Source organism: Rheinheimera baltica, from assembly GCF_030731985.1.
Lineage (GTDB): Bacteria > Pseudomonadota > Gammaproteobacteria > Enterobacterales > Alteromonadaceae > Alishewanella > Alishewanella baltica.
This window is the reverse complement of sequence record NZ_JAPJDY010000003.1, coordinates 301435-321677: the sequence shown is the minus strand read 5'-3', so window position 1 is coordinate 321677 and position 20243 is coordinate 301435. Positions and strand designations below refer to the sequence as shown.

Annotated in this window: 5 protein-coding genes; all 5 read left to right on the top strand. The window is 49.9% G+C overall.

Translation table 11 applies throughout. From position 1 onward, the window contains the following. Nucleotides 1–54 precede the first annotated feature (54 nt). On the top strand, nucleotides 55–8778 hold the full coding sequence (locus ORJ00_RS06835) for an Ig-like domain-containing protein (RefSeq protein WP_306139371.1): 8724 nt from the start codon (nucleotides 55–57) through the stop codon (nucleotides 8776–8778). A gap of 127 nt (nucleotides 8779–8905) precedes the next feature. Further along, complete coding sequence (locus ORJ00_RS06830) at nucleotides 8906–9496, top strand: aspartyl/asparaginyl beta-hydroxylase domain-containing protein (protein ID WP_306139370.1); 591 nt, start codon at nucleotides 8906–8908, stop codon at nucleotides 9494–9496. A gap of 120 nt (nucleotides 9497–9616) precedes the next feature. After that, nucleotides 9617–10105: a GNAT family N-acetyltransferase gene (locus tag ORJ00_RS06825; protein ID WP_306139369.1), complete on the top strand. Its 489-nt coding sequence runs from the start codon at nucleotides 9617–9619 to the stop codon at nucleotides 10103–10105. Between the two features lie 363 nt (nucleotides 10106–10468). Further along, the gene (locus ORJ00_RS06820) at nucleotides 10469–11035 is read left to right on the top strand and encodes a phage tail protein (RefSeq protein ID WP_305977246.1); all 567 of its coding nucleotides are present in this window, start codon (nucleotides 10469–10471) and stop codon (nucleotides 11033–11035) included. A 144-nt stretch (nucleotides 11036–11179) separates the two neighbouring features. After that, nucleotides 11180–20236 carry an Ig-like domain-containing protein gene (locus tag ORJ00_RS06815; RefSeq protein ID WP_306139368.1) on the top strand — a complete coding sequence of 3019 codons (9057 nt, stop codon included), beginning with the start codon at nucleotides 11180–11182 and terminating at the stop codon, nucleotides 20234–20236. Nucleotides 20237–20243: the final 7 nt, after the last annotated feature.

The following is a 20243-nucleotide window of genomic DNA, read 5'->3' as shown; positions in this document are numbered from 1 at the left end:
TTAAATAGTGTAGGGGTAACCACCTCCGTGTTGGTTGATGCCTCAGCACCTGCTGTGGCTTCTGTTTCCGTACCGGCCAATGCCACTTACGTCAGTGGGCAAAACCTTGATTTTACGATTAACTTTAGTGAAAACATCACGGTAAATACCGGCGGAGGTACACCGCAATTAGCCATTACCGTCGGCGCGACAACTCGGCAAGCCACTTACATAAGTGGTAGCGGTACCTCGGCGTTACTGTTCCGCTATACCGTGCAAACTGGCGATAGCGACACGGATGGTATTAGCATTGGCACCCTGGCTGCCAATGGCGGCACCTTACGAGATGCCGTAAATAACGATGCCACGCTCACGTTAAATAGCGTTGGGGCAACCACTGCCGTGCTGGTTGATGCGGTAGCGCCTGATGTGCCTTCGGTACCCGATCTTACGACTGACTCTGATACAGGAGCATCCAGCACCGACAATATCACCTTTGACAACACACCTACTTTTGTTGGTGTTGCCGAAGCCAATAGCACTGTTAGCCTGGCTTCTTCCGTTGATGGCGCCTTGGGCAATACTACCGCAGATGGCTCAGGTAACTGGTCGTTTACCAGTGGCACATTAACGGCAGGCAACCACAATATCACTGCGCAAGCTGCTGATACCGCTGGTAATACATCAGTGGCATCTGCTGCGCTAAGCATGACCATTGACACCACAGTGCCTGCTATTAACTATGCCGCTTTTGACCAAAATCAGGTAACCACCGCAAACCAGACAGCACTGAGTGTAACGCTTAACGGTGCAGAAATTGGCACCACGGCCAGTTATAACATTAGCAGCAGTGGCGGTGGCACTGCAGTAACCGCGTCTAACCTGAACATTACTGATGCTGCGCAACAATTTACCGGCATTGACCTGTCGGGCCTGGCTGACGGTTCAATTACACTTAGTGTTACATTGACAGACACCGCCGGTAATACCCGGAATGTCTTGAATTATCTGAGCAAAGATTTGTCAGCCCCAATAAACAATGTGCCTGCCACGGTAAGTGTTAGTACCGTAGACACGCTTCCGTTTGTCGGCGCCAATCTTATCAGCGTAACCGAAACCAGTGATCTAACTACCGTGCTTAGCGTCAGTAGCGGCAGTTTTTATGTCGACGAAGCTGCTGCAGCCTGCATGACCATTACCGGCAATAATAGCGGCAGTGTGTCTATTCAAGGCCTGTCAGCAAACGTAAATGATGTGCTGGCCACGCTGGTTTACACCCCGGATGGCAACGGTGACTTCACTATATCTGTCACATCTACCGATGCGTTTAGCAACAGCGATACTGATAATATCGCCCTGACGGTTACGGCTACCACCCTACTGGCAACATCACCGTCAGACACCGGTCTGGATGCCACCATAGACACCGACTTTGATACTGACAAAAACGACGGTGATGGCTTAAGCCTGCGTGAAGCGCTGCATTATGCGCGCAGTGGCGATACCATTACTTTTGATTTTGATAACAGCACCGCCGGTAACCAAGGCGGTACTATTAATTTAGGTGGCAACAACCCTCTGGTAATGGCGCACAGTGGTGTGACGCTGGATGGCGATACAGATAATAACGGCACAAGAGATGTGACTATTTTCGGTGGAAACAATGGCCGCGTGCTAACCATGAACGCCAATGTCACCGACATTACCATTGAGTCGATGGCCCTAACGGGCGGCTCTGCCGCTTCTGGCGGTGCAATTTACATGGACGCTGGTAGCAGCCTAACGACAAAGAACGCCGAAATCAGCTACAACAATGCTATTTCTGGCGCGGCAGTTTATGCAGTGCAGGGCGCAAGCCTAACGCTTATCAATTCGAGATTAAGCGGAAACAATACTGACTCACATGGTGGCGCTATTTATCTGGCAGACAACGCTACCGTGCTAAACCTGATTAACAGCACCTTATCGGGTAACTATACCTCAGGCGAGAGCGCGCAAGGTGGCGCTATTTATGCGCTGAACGGCGCTACGGTAAACACAGTAAACAGCACACTAAGTGGCAATAGAACAAATGGCGAGTTTTCTGCCGGCGGTGCGGTGCGTCTTAGTGATGCAACAGGTAACTTCTACAACAGTACCATTGTGGGTAATGCAGCGGTAGGCACCACTGGTGGTGTCTCGGCCAATAGCACGGTGAATTTTGTTAATACCGTGGTGGCCGGCAATATGGCCGGCACCGGCGCGACGGCGGGCAATAACGGTTCAGCATTAGCAACCGGTGGTACGCTGGCAGACACTAGTGGGCCGGTGACCAGTGCCATTAACAGCTATTTTAGTAGCCTGGCTAGTATTGTAAGTGATACCAACAGCTTGAATGGCCAGGGTACTGACAACCTGCTGCTGGGCAACCTGGCCTTTAACGCCGCAGGTAAGGTACTTACCCACCGCCCATTAAGCGGTAGTGCCTTAGTGGCCGCAGGTAGCAATGCTAACCTACCGCTTGATACGTACGATTTGGATAACGACACCAACACTGCCGAGGCATTACCCGTAGATGCCAATGGCAGCACGCGTATCAGCGGTATTGTTGATATTGGTGCTGTTGAAGGCAATGCGACACCGGTGCTGAGTAATGTTGACGGTGGCTTTAACTATGTTGAAGGTGACGTGGGCGTGCCTATAGACAGCAATGCCACGGTAAGCGATGACGATTTAGACGCGCGTAATAGCGGCGCCGGTAATTATAGTGGCGCAACGCTGGTGCTGATACGCCAGGGCGGCGCGATAACTACAGATATTTTTGGCTTTAACGATGGCAATGGCATCAGTTTGGTAAATAACGCACTGCTGAAAAACGGACAGGCTATTGCCTACCTTAACTACAGCATTGCAGGCCAAGTTAGCCTGGGCCTCACCGATTTACAAGGCGAAACGCCTACCAGTGCCGATGTTGATGCAATATTGCAACAACTTACGTTTAGCTCCAGCAGTGATGAGCCAGGCAGCGATGCCAGCATCAGTATTACCTTTACCGATGACGAAGGCGCCAGTACCAATGCAATTGCCGTACTCACTATTACCGATATTAATGACCCACCGGTGTTTACTGTTACCGCGTTAAACCCAAGCTATACCGAAAACGGTGCTGCGGTTGCAATATTCAGTAACGCCAGTGGTAACGCGGTAGAGTCGAGCCAGACTATCGAAGGCTTTTATCTGAGCATCACCAACGTGGTGGATGGTGAAAATGAAATTCTAAATATCTACGGCGAAGAGTTACCTATGGTAGTGCGCCAGGATATTGCGTCGATAGGTGCAACACCATTGGACGTGGGCCGACCATTAAACTTCGACGTTAGCTTTGTTGGTACTACGGCAACTATTTATATCGGCGCAGCAGACATCGATCCGGCTGATATGCCCGCGGTAATTAACAGTATTACCTATAGAAATACCAGCGAAAACCCCGGTGCAGCAGATAGAATTGTAACCTTAGTTCGCGCCCTGGACAGTGGTGGTTCTAACAATGGTGGCTCTAACAGTGGCATGATCAATATCGCTTCTACTATCACGGTAAATGCGGTTAATGATGGCCCTGCGATTAGCGGTAGCCCGGCAACCACCGTGGCACAAGATGCATTTTACAGCTTCACGCCAACCGCCAGTGATGTCGATAACGGTACCCTAACCTTTAGCATTAGCAATAAACCCGTCTGGGCCAGCTTTAATAGTGCCACCGGCGCCTTAACCGGCACACCAGGTAATGGAGATGTGGGTACTAGCACCGGTATCGTTATTTCGGTGTCAGATGGCGGCTTAAGCGCGGCTCTGCCAGCCTTTAGCCTGACAGTGACTAACGTTAATGATGCGCCAACCATTAGCGGTACACCAACAACCATAGTTGCGCAGGATGCGACATACAGCTTTATCCCTACTGCAACTGATGCCGATCCCGGCACCACGCTAACTTTTAGCATTATCAATAAACCCATCTGGGCCAGCTTTAATAGTGTAACCGGCGCCTTAACCGGCACACCGGGTAATGCCGATGCGGGCACTACCGCAGGTATCATTATTTCGGTGTCAGATGGCAGCTTAAGCGCAACCCTGCCCGCCTTTAGCCTGACAGTAACTAACGTTAATGATGCGCCCACTATTAACGGCACGCCTGCAACACGGGTAACACAAGACAATGCTTACAGCTTTATCCCAACAGCAGAGGATGTTGATGGCGACGATCTAACGTTTAGTATCACTAACAAGCCCAGCTGGGCTGTTTTTGATACCGCCAGTGGCGCACTAACCGGTACGCCAACCAATACCGATGTTGGCATAACAACAAACATTGTAATTACAGTGTCTGATGCTGATTTAACGGCCTCGTTGCCTGCATTCAGCATTACCGTGGATAATACTAATGATGCACCCGTAATTAGTGGCGCGCCTGCAACCACGGTGGCACAGGATGCAGTCTATAGCTTTACGCCAACGGCATCCGACCCTGATGATGACAGCTTAACCTTTAGCATTGTTAACAAACCAAGTTGGGCAACCTTTGATTCTGCAACCGGCAGCATCACGGGTACCCCCACTAACAGTGATGTTGGCACCACTACCGCGATTGCTATCAGTGTGTCAGACGGCGAGTTTAGTGCGTCATTGCCGGTGTTTAACCTTACCGTGACTAACGTCAACGATACACCCGTAATTAGCGGTACGCCTGCGACGTCAGTGGTTAAAGACACCGCTTACAGCTTTGTGCCTACGGCCACCGATGCTGATGACGATACGTTAACCTTTAGCATCACCAACAAACCCAGCTGGGCCGCCTTTAATACCACCACCGGCGCCTTAACCGGCACGCCAGTGGCGGCAGATGTGGGTACTACCAGCGGTATTGTGATCAGTGTTTCTGACGGTACGCTATCAGCAGCATTGCCAGCGTTTAATCTTGAAGTCACCAGCGTCAACAGCGCACCGGTAATTAGCGGCACGCCAGCCACGTCAGTGGTTAAAGACACCGCTTACAGCTTTGTGCCTACGGCCACCGATGCCGAAGATGATACGTTAACCTTTAGTATCACCAACAAACCCAGCTGGGCGGCCTTTAACAACACCACCGGCGCCTTAACCGGCACGCCAGTGGCGGCAGATGTTGGCACTACAACGGGTATTGTGATTAGTGTGTCTGACGGCACGCTATCAGCGGCATTGCCAGCGTTTAATCTTGAAGTGACCAGCGTCAACAGCGCACCCGTGATTAGCGGCACGCCTGCGACTTCAGTGGTTAAAGACACGGCTTACAGCTTTGTGCCCACGGCCAGTGACGCAGAAGACGATACGCTAACCTTTAGCATCACTAACAAACCCAGCTGGGCGGCCTTTAACACCACCACCGGTGCCTTAACCGGCACGCCAGTGGCGGCAGATGTCGGCACTACGTCTGGTATTATGATCAGTGTGTCTGATGGCACCCTATCCGCCTCGCTTGATGCATTTAACCTTGAAGTTATAAGCGAAAATGCCGCACCAGTGATTAGCGGGTCGCCTGCAACAAGCGTGGCACAAGATACCGCTTACAGCTTTGTACCAACGGCCAGTGACGCAGAAGATGATACGCTAACCTTTAGCATCACTAACAAACCCAGCTGGGCGGCCTTTAACACCACCACCGGCGCCTTAACCGGCACCCCGGTGGCAGCAGATGTGGGTACTACGTCTGGCATTGTGATTAGTGTGTCTGATGGCACGCTGTCCGCCTCGCTGGAGCCATTTAATCTTGAGGTCACCCGCGTTAATTCGGCTCCCGTGGCAACCGATGATAACCTGACACAGACATTCACTGTCGATGGTGTCTATCTGCTGGATGTACTGGCCAATGACACCGATGCAGACAGCGATACCTTAAGCATCACTGCCGCTAAAACCAGCATTGGTCAGGTAGTCATAATAAATGCTCAACTACAGCTAACTGTGCCTGAAAACTTCAGTGGTAATGTCTCACTAAGCTACAGCATCAGCGACGGCGAACTAAGCGATAGCGCCAACGTAACCGTGCTTATTGACGGCAGTAACCCGGCTGCGCCGGTGATTACCGTACCGGCGGACTTAACCGTAAATGCCACCGGCTTGCATACTAAAGTCGATTTAGGTGTGGCAACGGCAGTGGATAAAGACGGCAACCGCATTGCAGTCTCACTGCTAAACGGCACACCATTGTTTGCACCGGGTACACACCAGTTGTATTGGCAAGCAAGCGATGCAGCAGGCGTTCGCAGCACTGCAACCCAGTTGCTACAAGTTAAACCACTGGTCTCGTTAAGTAAAAACCAAGTGGTTATCAATAACAGCAGGGTCTCGTTCAGCGTATTGCTAAATGGCAAGTCGCCTAGCTATCCGGTTAATGTCGCATATACCCTTAGTGGCTCAGGCGCTAACTTAACCGATCACAACCTTACTGCAGGTGAAGTACAAATTGTGTCAGGCACACAGGCAACAGTCAGTTTTGACGTGTTTGCCGACCTCACAACAGTCAGCAGTAAAGAGATTGTGATTACACTAGATAGCAGCCTGAATCGTGGTGCAACAAGCAGAACTGTGATAAGCGTAGTGGATGAAAACTTAGCTCCCGCTTTAAGCCTAACCGCTAGCCAGCAAAATGTTCAGCGCCTGCTGTTTGGCAAAGATCAGGGTGTTGTTACCGTAACAGCGGTGGTGGCAGATCCTAATCCAGGCGATAGCGTAACTACCGTTTGGCAAGCCGATGCGGCACTGGTAAATCAGGCAGGCAGCAGCAATCAGTTTGTGTTTGACCCGGCTAACCTTGGCGCAGGTGTGTATCGCCTGGCGATAACCGCTACCGACAATGCCACGCCAGCGCTTAGCAATACCAGTGAACTGTATCTGCAAATCAGCGATACCCTGCCGGTATTAACCGACGCCGATAGCAATAACAACCTTATACCCGACAATGTTGAAGGGCTGGGTGATGCCAACGGCAACGGAATTGCGGATTATCTGGACCCGGGCTTTGATTGCAACGTTATCCCTGAGCAATTGGCTATCATCAACGCCTTTGTGGCCGAAGGTGAGCCAGGCATTTGTCTGCGTAAAGGCGCTACAGCCGCCATCGGCAATGGCGGTGGTATTGAGCTCTTGGATGGCGACCAACAATGGCTGGAGCCAGATATGCAAGCCGATAATATCGGCGGCGTATTTGACTTTATCCTGTTAGGCCTGCCAACGGCCGGTGACAGCTTCAGCATTGTGTTGCCTCAGCGTCAGCCGCTGCCATTGAATGCCGTGTATCGTAAGTACACCGCAGAAAACGGTTGGGCTAACTTTGTCAGCAACGCTAACAATGGCCTGTTTAGCAGTGCCGGTGAGCCGGGATACTGCCCACCACCGGGTGACAGTAGCTGGCAGAGCGGCTTAACCGCCGGACATTGGTGTGTGCAGCTGACTATTGAAGATGGCGGACCGAATGATGCAGATGGTATTGTTAACGGCAGCATTGTTGACCCGGGCGGTGTAGCAGTATTAGTTAGCAGTAACGCACGACCGGTTGCCGTTGATGACAACTACACCCTGCTGTGGAATCAACCGCATCTGCTAAATGTATTAGCGAATGACAGTGATGCAGACAATGATAACTTAATCATCAACCTGGCCAGTGCGTACTTTGGTACTGTCACTATCAGTGAAGATGGCCAAAGCCTGTGGTACACGCCGGATAATGACTTTATTGGCCCGGATACCTTAAGTTACAGTGTCAGTGATGGTCAGGGCGGCAGCGGCAGTGCCACGGTTAACGTCTCGGTGTACTACAACAGGGCGCCCGTGGTGAATAACCTTAGCGTCAACACCGACGATAAAACCGCCATTGTGATTGATGTGCTGGCCACAGCAACCGATGCTGATAACGATACACTCACCATTGCAACCGCCACGGCAACACAGGGCGTGGTGACCATTACCCCAGAGCAAACCTTGCGTTATGTTCCGCGCACCGGCTTTGACGGTAATGACACCATTAGCTTTACCGTCAGTGACGGCCGTGGTAACAGCAGTGCAGCTACCGTGACGGTTACCGTAAAAGCGTATGAGGTGATTACTGTGGTGAATAAATCGTCTGGCGGTACATTCAATGGCTGGCCATTGTTACTGTTGTCTATGTTGCTGGTGCTGCGTCGTAAGCCAGGCATGGCGGTTATTGCCACCTTACTGAGTGCCTTAAGTTTTAATGCCCAAGCTAACTGGAGCCTTGATGGTTTTATTGGCCAAAGCAAGGCGAAGCAAAGTAGCGCCCAGCTGCAAAGCCGCTTACCGGACAATGTAAGCTTACTGAGCCTGGATAACAGCGACACCAGTTGGTCGCTGGGGGCCAGTTATGCCTTCAATGACCAGCTGGCGGTACAAGCCTATTATGTCGACTTAGGCGATACCTCAGTTGCATTACAAGCTGAAACCTTAACGCCCGAACAATTGCACCAGACTATCGCCAACGTGGGCCCCATACTGGCCGAAGGCGCTCGTCTGGGCGCGTCTTACCGCTTTTGGCAATTCAATAACTGGCACCTCGCCGCGCAAGCGGGCGTGTTTAGCTGGAAAAGCAGTCAAACCAGCCAGGCAGGCACCGCCGTTATCAACAATAAACATGACGGCACTGATATCTACTGGGCGCTAAACACCGGCTATCGCATCAGTGACAAGCTCACCGCACAAGCCAGCTTTACCCGCTATAAGCTCGACCGCAACAACGCAGACAATCTGATGTTGGGCGTGAGTTACTCGTTCTAATCACTAACACCGGAGGCTCTGCCTCCGGTGTTGGCTTCGATACTAATACGCGATTAAGCCCGTAACCAACACTGCATATTCTCAAATAGGGTAATATTAATTTTTACCCAATAAAAAGAGCATGGCGATGAGCAAACTTGCTATTTCATTTGCACAACTAAGCTGTAATATCGAGCTCGAAGCCTTACAGGCAGAAGTTGGCAGGCTCCTCCAACACAATAGCTGGGTAGCCCATGTCAATACCGCTGACTACCAAGGTGAGTGGGATGTGTTGCCACTGCGCTGTCAGCAGCAACACCTTAATGCACATCCAATATTACAAGGATTTTCAATTAACGCAGGCGACAATTGGGAAAATCTACCGCTACTGCAGCATTGCCCGGCAATTGAAGCCATCTTTAGTCAGCTGCATTGTCCAATCAAAGCTGCACGTCTGATGCGTTTAAAAGCCGGTGCCCATATTACGGAGCACCGTGATCATAGGTTAAGTATCGAGTTTGGCGAAGCCCGGTTGCACGTACCCATTTGTACTAGCGCTGATGTTAGTTTTATCGTCAACAATAAAAAAATCCCTATGCATGCGGCAGAATTATGGTATTTCAATGCTGATCAACCACATCAGGTGCTTAACCAAAGCAGGGAAGACCGGATTAATCTGGTAATTGACTGTGTCGCTAATGATTGGCTATGTCAGCAAATTAAAGCAGATATACTTTAATGAGTGCTTTGTTTTTAGTTTACTTTAAGTGTTAGTTTGCACTTATTCTACTGCAACCATTTTGTTGCTGCTTATGCTCGACTACCGATATTAGCCAATACCCGACAGGAATTGTAACCGATGTTTGATGATTTCTCTTTGCCCGCCGATTTAAGCTTGCGGCCATATGCAGAACAAGATCTTAGTTTTGCCGAAGCATTATTTGCTTCTACCCGCGATTTTTTTGATCAAATTCCACTGCCTAAATCGCAAGTAGAATTACTGCTAAAACAACAATTCGCGTTGCAGCAGTCATATTATGCCGCATCATTCCCTTTGGCGAAAACAAGTATTATTCAATTGCGAGCAGAACCCATTGGTAAGTTAGTAGCCTATCAAGCGCAAGATTATCTGCACCTTATCGACATTAGTTTTATCCCCTCGGCTCGAGGCAAAGGTTATGGCACTGCAGTATTGTCTGAATGTCAACGCCTCGCCCGCCTGGCAGGCATACCTCTGAAACTGTCGGTAGAAAACCACAATATCAGGGCAAAAAAACTGTATTTATCCTTAGGCTTTACACTGGTTGAAGCTTCATCTACCCACGATACATTACAGTGGTCCGCGTAAACAGACTAAGATAAACCTATACTGAAATAGACAGTGAAATAGACTCATTACGCTATCTTGTACCAAAATTTGGCTAGAATGCGTACATTTGGTGTGACAAATGAAACAAAATTGTTCAATATATTAAAGCAGGCAAGGAGCTATGGCTAAAAACTTGTATATCAAAAATACAGGTTTCTGGCTAATGTTGTTGGTTAATAAAGCACTTTTATTGATGTTTGCTGTTACATAACCTAAAGTTCAATTACCGTTTTTCTACACTATTAACATTTTTAACTGATTGTGTGAGAAATGGCTTTATTGAGATTTGGTAAACGTTAGTTTATTCCAACAACTTTTTTAAATTCGTTAAGGAGAACAATTATGGCAGATCCGTTTATTGGCCAGGTCACTATGTTTGCGGGCAGTTTCGCACCGCGAGGCTGGGCTTTTTGTCATGGGCAATTACTGCCTATCTCTTCAAATACCGCATTATTTTCCATAATAGGCACAACCTATGGTGGTAATGGCGTTTCAACTTTTGCTTTACCCGATTTACGCGGACGTAGCCCAATAGGTGACGGTGCAGGCCCAGGGTTGCAAACGATAATGCCAGGGGAAAAAAGTGGCCGGGAAACCGTCACGCTTCTAACACCTCAGTTGCCACCGCATACCTCAACCGTCGCCGTTGAAGTGGCTATACCGGCAACAACCCTGAATACCAATATAGCCGGTTCGCCTTCCAATACCACAGTATTAGGCCCAGTTGCAGCCGCGGGACGCGATGGTACCTTGTATTCATCTGATGCACCGAATACGTCACTAAAACCGTTTCAGGCAATGGGCACCACAACACCGGTAGGTGCTGGTCAACCTATTGATATTCGTAACCCTTACCAAGCCATTAATTTTATTATTGCTTTGGAAGGCATTTTTCCATCACGTAACTAAGTTTGAATATTGATCAGGTACATGTTCAGTAGTCCAATATAAATGGGGTCGCAGCGGATGCGCCCCATTTAATTCAAAAATAGGCTGCTGCACTTAATAATGACAACAACTGTAAACACATCTAACGATTGACGGGGAAATATCATGTTGTGGATCACCTCCAGCAGAGCAAGAAAAATTAAATCGGCCAGACAAAAAAACGCTATGTTAAGTTGGCGTGCGCTGCTTTTTAGTGCAGCTTTGGCTATGGTGAGCCCAACTACTTTTGCAGCAACACCCAGCGATCAAAATTTTAATGGGTTAGTCTTGGGCAATCAAGGTAGTAATTCAGTAACAATTAACGGTATTACTTACACCAATAATGCGCCTAACAATATATTTATAGTAAACGATGGGGACCTCGCAGCCGGCGCAGATTTCGGATTGGGGTATAGAACTTCTGGAGTAAATGCTTCAACGCTGGTGAGTTTTAAAACCAGTGACGGTGATGAATTTAAGTTAAATAGTTTTGCTGTCTCAACAGGGCTTGGTAATACGACAAACCTTACCATTAAAGGCTTTAGAGATAATGTAGAGCAAATAAGCACCAATTATGATCTTTCAGGTGTTTTTTTTGGTACCTTTGATGTTTCTGGTAACGCCAACTGGGAAAATATCGATGAGGTTCGTATTTCAGGCGTTGACCTGGATATAGACTTAGATGACATAGATTTTAGCCCTAAGGTTTTACCCGCTCCTACCATTACAACAGCAACCTACAATGCCTCAGTCGGTACCTTGGTTGTTACGGGTACTAATTTTAGCGCAACTGCTGGCGCTATCAATGATGTTGATGCAAATAAATTCACCCTGACGGGAGAAGGTGGTGCTACCTATACATTAACCGATACCGCTGATGTAGAGATTTCCTCCTCAACCAGCTTTACCTTATCCCTTAGCGCAAATGATCGCGCCGGTGTGAATGTTATTGCCAATAAAAATGGTTCCAGCTCCACGGGCGGAACCAGCTATAACCTCGGCGGTGCGGCAGGTTTTATCGCAGATGCGCCTGTTACGGCAGACCTCACCTCCAATGGTATTACAGTGTCAAACGTGCCTCTGCCAACTATCAGTAACGCAACCTATGATGCAAGTACTGGTGTACTCACAGCAGCAGGCTCTGGTTTTACTAAGCGTGCAGGCGCTATTAACGACATAGTGGCTAATAAATTTACCCTTTACGGTGAAGGAGGTAATAGCTACACATTAACCGATACCAGCAATGCTGAAATAACATCGGGCACCAGCTTTACACTTACTCTAAGTGCGACGGACAAAGCGGCCTATAACCTCATAGCCAATAAAAACGGCGGCACATCTACGGATATTTCTACCTACTACCTTGACGCAGCCGATGACTGGGCGGCTGGGGCAAATGCAGCTCTTGATGTGGAAGATTCATCGGGCAACAACATTACCGTGAGTAATGTGGCGATTCCGAGTATTACCAGTGCAACTTATAACTTCTCCACCGGTGTACTGGTCGTTACCGGTAGCGGTTATTTAAGTAGCACGGGCGCTACCAATGATGTTGTTGCCGATAAGTTTACTCTGACCGGTGAGAGCGGTGCTACTTATACCCTGACCGACACCGCCAATGTAGAAGTCAGTTCCGGTATCAGCTTCACCATGACGTTAAGTGCAACGGATAAAACTGCCGTAAACAGCTTGTTGAATAACAATGGTACCAGTTCTCAGGACAGTACCATCTACAACCTTGCCGCCGCGGACGATTGGGCAGCCGGTGCAAATGCAGCACTGAATGTGGCAGATTTAGCCGGCAATGGCATAACCGCAAGTAATGTTGTGACCATACCAGGCGCGCCCACAATTGGCACCGCCACTGCTGGTGATACCCAAGCGAGCGTGACATTTACAGCGCCTGCAGACAATGGTGGATCGGCCATTACCAGTTATACCGCAACAGCTTTTCCTGGCGGAGCGAATGCATCGGGCGCAGCATCGCCAATAACGGTAACCGGCTTAACTAATGGTGTTGCATATACCTTTACCGTAACAGCGACCAATGGTGTTGGCATTGGCGCGTCTTCAGCAGCGTCAAACAGTGTTACGCCTAAAGCAGTACAAACCATTACCTTTGCCAACCCAGGCTCACAAAACTTTGGCACGACACCAACGTTGAGTGCAACTTCAGACTCTGGCTTAATGCCAACCTTTAGTTCAACAACAACAGGTGTATGCACTATTACCAGTGGCGGCAGCTTGACCTTCTTAACAAGCGGCACTTGCTCGATTGATGCAGATCAGCCAGGGAGTAGCACCTTTTTACCCGCGACCACCGTAAGCCGTTCATTTAGCGTAACGGCTGTTGTTCCTGGGGCACCTTCTGCAGCAAATGCAACAGCTGGTGACACGGAGGCCACTGTTAGTTTTACTGCTCCGGCTTTTGCTGGCGGTGCTGCCATTACCGGGTATACCGTGACCTCCAGCCCGGGCACATTTACTGGTACTGGTGCAGGTTCACCTATCTTAGTGACGGGGTTAACCAACGGTGCAGCGTATACATTTACCGTAACAGCCACCAACTCAGCAGGAACAGGAGCTGCCTCAGGAGCATCGAATTCAATTACTCCTGCGGCAACACAGGTTATTACTTTCAACAACCCCGTCGACCAAAACTTTGGTACATCTCCCACCTTGTCCGCTACGGCGACGTCTGGTTTAACCCCTACGTTTAGTTCGTCAACCACAGGAGTTTGTACTATTACCAGTGGTGGCGTACTCACGTTTTTAACAACTGGTACCTGTACAATTGATGCCAATCAAACAGGCGATAGCAGTTATACCGCAGCACCCACGGTTAGTCGTTCCTTTAATGTCAATGCCGTAGTGCCAGCGGCACCAACGTCAGCTACTGCTACTGCTGGTGATACCCAAGCCTCTGTTGCTTTTATCGCACCAGCTTTCAACGGCGGTGCAGCAATTACAAGCTATACGGTAACATCAAGCCCAGACGCTTTAACCGGCACAGGTGGTGGCTCGCCCATTGCCGTAAACGGTTTAACTAACGGGGTTAACTACACCTTCACGGTTACCGCATCTAACAGTGCCGGAACAAGCGCCGCCTCTATTGCCACTGCTGGAGTAATACCAAATGGTGCCCCTACTATAGGTGGCGTGCCTGCAACCAGCGTTAACCAGGGTGATGCGTATAGCTTTACCCCAACGGCGGCTGACTCACCGGGTGACACCTTAACCTTTAGCATTACTAATAAACCATCTTGGGCAACATTTGACACCAATGACGGTACATTAAGCGGTACGCCAACTAATGCCGATGTGGGTGTTACATCAGGCATTACCATTAGTGTGTCAGACGGTAGTTTAGGTGCCAGCCTGGTAGCTTTTGATTTAACCGTTATTAATGTTAATGATGCACCAACTATTACCGGCACAGCTGCCACCAGCGTAGCGCAGGATTCGGCTTACAGTTTCACTCCTAGCGCCAACGATATTGATACCAGTGATACACTCACTTTCAGCATTATCAATAAGCCAAGCTGGGCATCATTTAACAGCAGTTCAGGTGAATTGATTGGCACACCAGGTAACGCTGATGTCGGTACAACTTCCGGAGTTTTAATTAGCGTGTCAGACGGTGCTTTAAGTGCCGCGCTGCCCGCGTTTAATATTGAAGTGACAAACATCAACGATGCTCCCACTATTACTGGCACGGCTGCCACCAGCGTAGCGCAGGATGCGGCTTACAGTTTCACTCCCAGCGCCAATGATATTGATACAAGTGATACGCTCACCTTTAGCATCAGCAATAAACCAACTTGGGCGACATTTAACACCAGCTCAGGTGAGTTAACCGGCACACCAACCAACGCTGATGTTGGTACAACTACCGGAGTTGTGATTAGCGTGTCAGACGGTGCTTTAAGTGCCGCGCTGCCCGCGTTTAATATTGAAGTGACAAACGTCAACGATGCTCCCACTATTACTGGCACACCCGCGGTGACAGTAGCTCAAAATTCGATTTACAATTTCACGCCAAGCGCAAATGACGTGGATATTGGCGATTCGTTAACTTTCAGTATCAGCAATAAACCAACTTGGGCGACATTTAACACCAGCTCAGGTGAGTTAACCGGCACCCCAGCTAACGCTGATGTCGGTACAACTACAGGTATTGTGATTAGTGTGTCGGATGGTAACTTAAGTGCCGCCTTGCCAGGGTTTAACCTGGAAGTAACTGACGTCAACGATGCGCCCACGATTAGCGGCACACCGGCGACACGGATATCACAAGACAATACTTACAGCTTTATTCCAACAGCAGTCGATGTTGATGGCGACGACCTAACGTTTAGTATCACCAACAAACCCAGCTGGGCTGCTTTTGATACCGCCAGTGGCGCACTCACCGGCACGCCAACCAATGCCGATGTAGGCATAACAACAAACATTGTAATCAGTGTGTCTGATGCTGATTTAACTGCCTCACTGCCTGCATTTACCATTGAAGTTGATAATACCAACGATGCACCGGTAATTAGTGGCGCGCCGGCAACCACAGTGGCACAGGATGCAATCTATAGCTTTACGCCAACGGCATCAGATCCTGATGATGACAGCTTAACGTTTAGTATTGTTAACAAACCAAGCTGGGTAACCTTTGATACTGCAACAGGCAGCATGACGGGTACGCCATCGGATGATAACGTAGGTACAACCACGGCTATTAGCATCAGCGTATCAGATGGCGAATTTAGTGCTTCACTGCCTGTATTTGACCTTACAGTGACCAACGTTAATGACGCTCCTGTTATTGGTGGTACGCCTGGTACAGCAGTGGCTCAAGAAACTGCCTACAGCTTTGTGCCTACGACCACCGATGCAGATGACGATACACTAACCTTTAGCATCACCAATAAACCAACTTGGGCAGCATTTAACACCACCACCGGCGCCTTAACCGGCACGCCGGTGGCGGCAGATGTTGGCACTACCACGGGTATTGTGATTAGTGTGTCTGATGGCTCGCTATCCGCGGCATTGCCGGCATTTAATCTTGAAGTCACCAGCGTCAACAGCGCACCCGTGATTAGTGGCACGCCAGCCACTTCAGTGGTTAAAGACACCGCCTACAGCTTTGTGCCTTCGGCCACCGATGCTGATGACGATACGTTAACCTTTAGCATCACTAACAAACCCAGCTGGGCGGCCTTTAACACCACCACCGGTGCCTTAACCGGCACGCCAGTGGCGGATGATGTGGGCACTACCAGCGGTATTGTGATTAGTGTGTCTGATGGCTCGCTCTCTGCGGCATTGCCTGCGTTTAATCTGGAAGTCACCAGCGTCAACAGCGCACCGGTAATTAGCGGCACGCCAGCCACGTCAGTGGTTAAAGACACCGCCTACAGCTTTGTGCCTACGGCCACCGATGCTGATGACGATACGTTAACCTTTAGCATTACTAACAAACCCAGCTGGGCGGCCTTTAACACCACCACCGGTGCCTTAACCGGCACGCCAGTGGCGGCTGATGTCGGCACCACCAGCGGTATTGTGATCAGTGTGTCTGATGGCACCCTATCCGCCTCGCTTGGTGCATTTAACCTTGAAGTAATAAGTGAAAATACCGCGCCAGAGATTAGCGGATCACCTGCCACATCAGTGGTTAAAGATACCGCCTACAGCTTTGTGCCTACGGCCACCGATGCTGATGACGATACGCTAACCTTTAGCATCACTAACAAACCCAGCTGGGCAGCCTTTAACACCACCACCGGTGCCTTAACCGGCACGCCAGTGGCGGCAGATGTCGGCACTACGTCTGGTATTGTGATCAGTGTGTCTGATGGCACCCTATCCGCCTCGCTTGATGCATTTAACCTTGAAGTTATAAGCGAAAATGCCGCACCAGTGATTAGCGGGTCGCCTGCAACAAGCGTGGCACAAGATACCGCTTACAGCTTTGTACCAACGGCCAGTGACGCAGAAGATGATACGCTAACCTTTAGCATCACTAACAAACCCAGCTGGGCGGCCTTTAACACCACCACCGGCGCCTTAACCGGCACCCCGGTGGCGGCAGATGTGGGTACTACGTCTGGCATTGTGATTAGTGTGTCTGATGGCACGCTGTCCGCCTCGCTGGAGCCATTTAATCTTGAGGTCACCCGCGTTAATTCGGCTCCCGTGGCAACCGATGATAACCTGACACAGACATTCACTGTCGATGGTGTCTATCTGCTGGATGTACTGGCCAATGACACCGATGCAGACAGCGATACCTTAAGCATCACTGCCGCTAAAACCAGCATTGGTCAGGTAGTCATAATAAATGCTCAACTACAGCTAACTGTGCCTGAAAACTTCAGTGGTAATGTCTCACTGAGCTACAGCATCAGCGACGGCGAACTAAGCGATAGCGCCAACGTAACCGTGCTTATTGACGGCAGTAACCCGGCGGCGCCGGTGATTACCGTACCGGCGGACTTAACCGTAAATGCCACCGGCTTGCATACTAAGGTCGATTTAGGTGTGGCAACGGCAGTGGATAAAGACGGCAACCGTATTGGTATATCACTGTTAAACGGCGCACCGCTGTTTACGCCAGGCACTCACCAATTGTATTGGCAAGCAAGCGATGCAGCAGGCGTTAGCAGCACCGCAACCCAGTTGCTGCAGGTTATACCGTTAGTATCGTTAAGCAACGCAACTACGGTAATCAACAATAGCAGGGTGATAGTAGAGGTTATCTTAAATGGTACCTCACCGGTGTATCCGCTGTCAGTGCCATTTAATGTATCAGGTTCAGCATCGGCGCAATCAGAGCATAATTTAGCCAATGGCGAAGTTATCATCAGCTCTGGCACCCGTGCGAGTATCCAGTTTGATGTGTTTGCAGATCTTACAAACATCGCAAGCAAAGATATTGTTATTACCCTGGACAGCAACCTGAATACCGGCGCCAACTCCAGCAGCACGGTCACGGTTACTGAGGCTAACCTTGCGCCTATGGCTCAGCTAAGCGCTAATCAGCAAGGTATAAACAGACTCAACTTCGCAAAAGATCAGGGTGTCGTTACTGTAACAGCGGTGGTGGCAGATCCTAATCCGGGCGATAGCGTAACTACCGTTTGGCAAGCCGATGCCGCACTGGTAAATCAGGCAAACAGCAGCAATCAGTTTGTGTTTGACCCGGCCAGCCTTGGCGCAGGTGTGTATCGCCTGGCGATAACCGCTACCGACAATGCCACGCCAGCGCTTAGCACCACCAGTGAACTGCATCTGCAAATCAGCGATACCCTGCCGGTATTAACCGACGCCGATAGCAATAACAACCTTATACCCGACAATGTTGAAGGGCTGGGTGATGCCAACGGCAACGGAATTGCGGATTATCTGGACCCGGGCTTTGATTGCAACGTTATCCCTGAGCAATTGGCTATCATCAACGCCTTTGTGGCCGAAGGTGAGCCAGGCATTTGTCTGCGTAAAGGCGCTACAGCCGCCATCGGCAATGGCGGTGGTATTGAGCTCTTGGATGGCGACCAACAATGGCTGGAGCCAGATATGCAAGCCGATAATATCGGCGGCGTATTTGACTTTATCCTGTTAGGCCTGCCAACGGCCGGTGACAGCTTCAGCATTGTGTTGCCTCAGCGTCAGCCGCTGCCATTGAATGCCGTGTATCGTAAGTACACCGCAGAAAACGGTTGGGCTAACTTTGTCAGCAACGCTAACAATGGCCTGTTTAGCAGCGCTGGTGAGCCGGGATACTGCCCACCACCGGGTGACAGTAGCTGGCAGAGCGGCTTAACCGCCGGACATTGGTGTGTGCAGCTGACTATTGAAGATGGCGGACCGAATGATGCAGATGGTATTGTTAACGGCAGCATTGTTGACCCGGGCGGTGTAGCAGTATTAGTTAGCAGTAACGCACGACCGGTTGCCGTTGATGACAACTACACCCTGCTGTGGAATCAACCGCATCTGCTAAATGTATTAGCGAATGACAGTGATGCAGACAATGATAACTTAATCATCAACCTGGCCAGTGCGTACTTTGGTACTGTCACTATCAGTGAAGATGGCCAAAGCCTGTGGTACACGCCGGATAATGACTTTATTGGCCCGGATACCTTAAGTTACAGTGTCAGTGATGGTCAGGGCGGCAGCGGCAGTGCCACGGTTAACGTGTCGGTGTACTACAACCGCGCGCCCGTGGTGAATAACCTTAGCGTCAACACCGACGATAAAACCGCCATTGTGATTGATGTGCTGGCCACAGCAACCGATGCTGATAACGATACACTCACCATTGCAACCGCCACGGCAACACAGGGCGTGGTGACCATTACCCCAGAGCAAACCTTGCGTTATGTTCCGCGCACCGGCTTTGACGGTAATGACACCATTAGCTTTACCGTCAGTGACGGCCGTGGTAACAGCAGTTCAGCTACCGTGACAGTTACCGTAAAAGCGTATGAGGTGATTACTGTGGTGAATAAATCGTCTGGCGGTACATTCAATGGCTGGCCGTTGTTACTGTTGTCTATGTTGCTGGTGCTGCGTCGTAAGCCAGGCATGGCGGTTATTGCCACCTTACTGAGTGCCTTAAGTTTTAATGCCCAGGCTAACTGGAGCCTTGATGGCTTTATTGGCCAAAGCAAGGCGAAGCAAAGTAGCGCCCAGCTGCAAAGCCGCTTACCGGACAATGTAAGCTTACTGAGCCTGGATAACAGCGACACCAGTTGGTCGCTGGGGGCCAGTTATGCCTTCAATGACCAGCTGGCGGTACAAGCCTATTATGTCGACTTAGGCGATACCTCAGTTGCATTACAAGCTGAAACCTTAACGCCCGAACAATTGCACCAGACTATCGCCAACGTGGGCCCCATACTGGCCGAAGGCGCTCGTCTGGGCGCGTCTTACCGCTTTTGGCAATTCAATAACTGGCACCTCGCCGCGCAAGCGGGCGTGTTTAGCTGGAAAAGCAGCCAAACCAGCCAGGCAGGCACCGCCGTTATCAACAATAAACATGACGGCACTGATATCTACTGGGCGCTAAACACCGGCTATCGCATCAGTGACAAGCTCAGCGCACAAGCCAGCTTTACCCGCTATAAGCTCGACCGCAACGACGCAGACAATCTGATGTTGGGCGTGAGTTACTCGTTCTAATCACTAA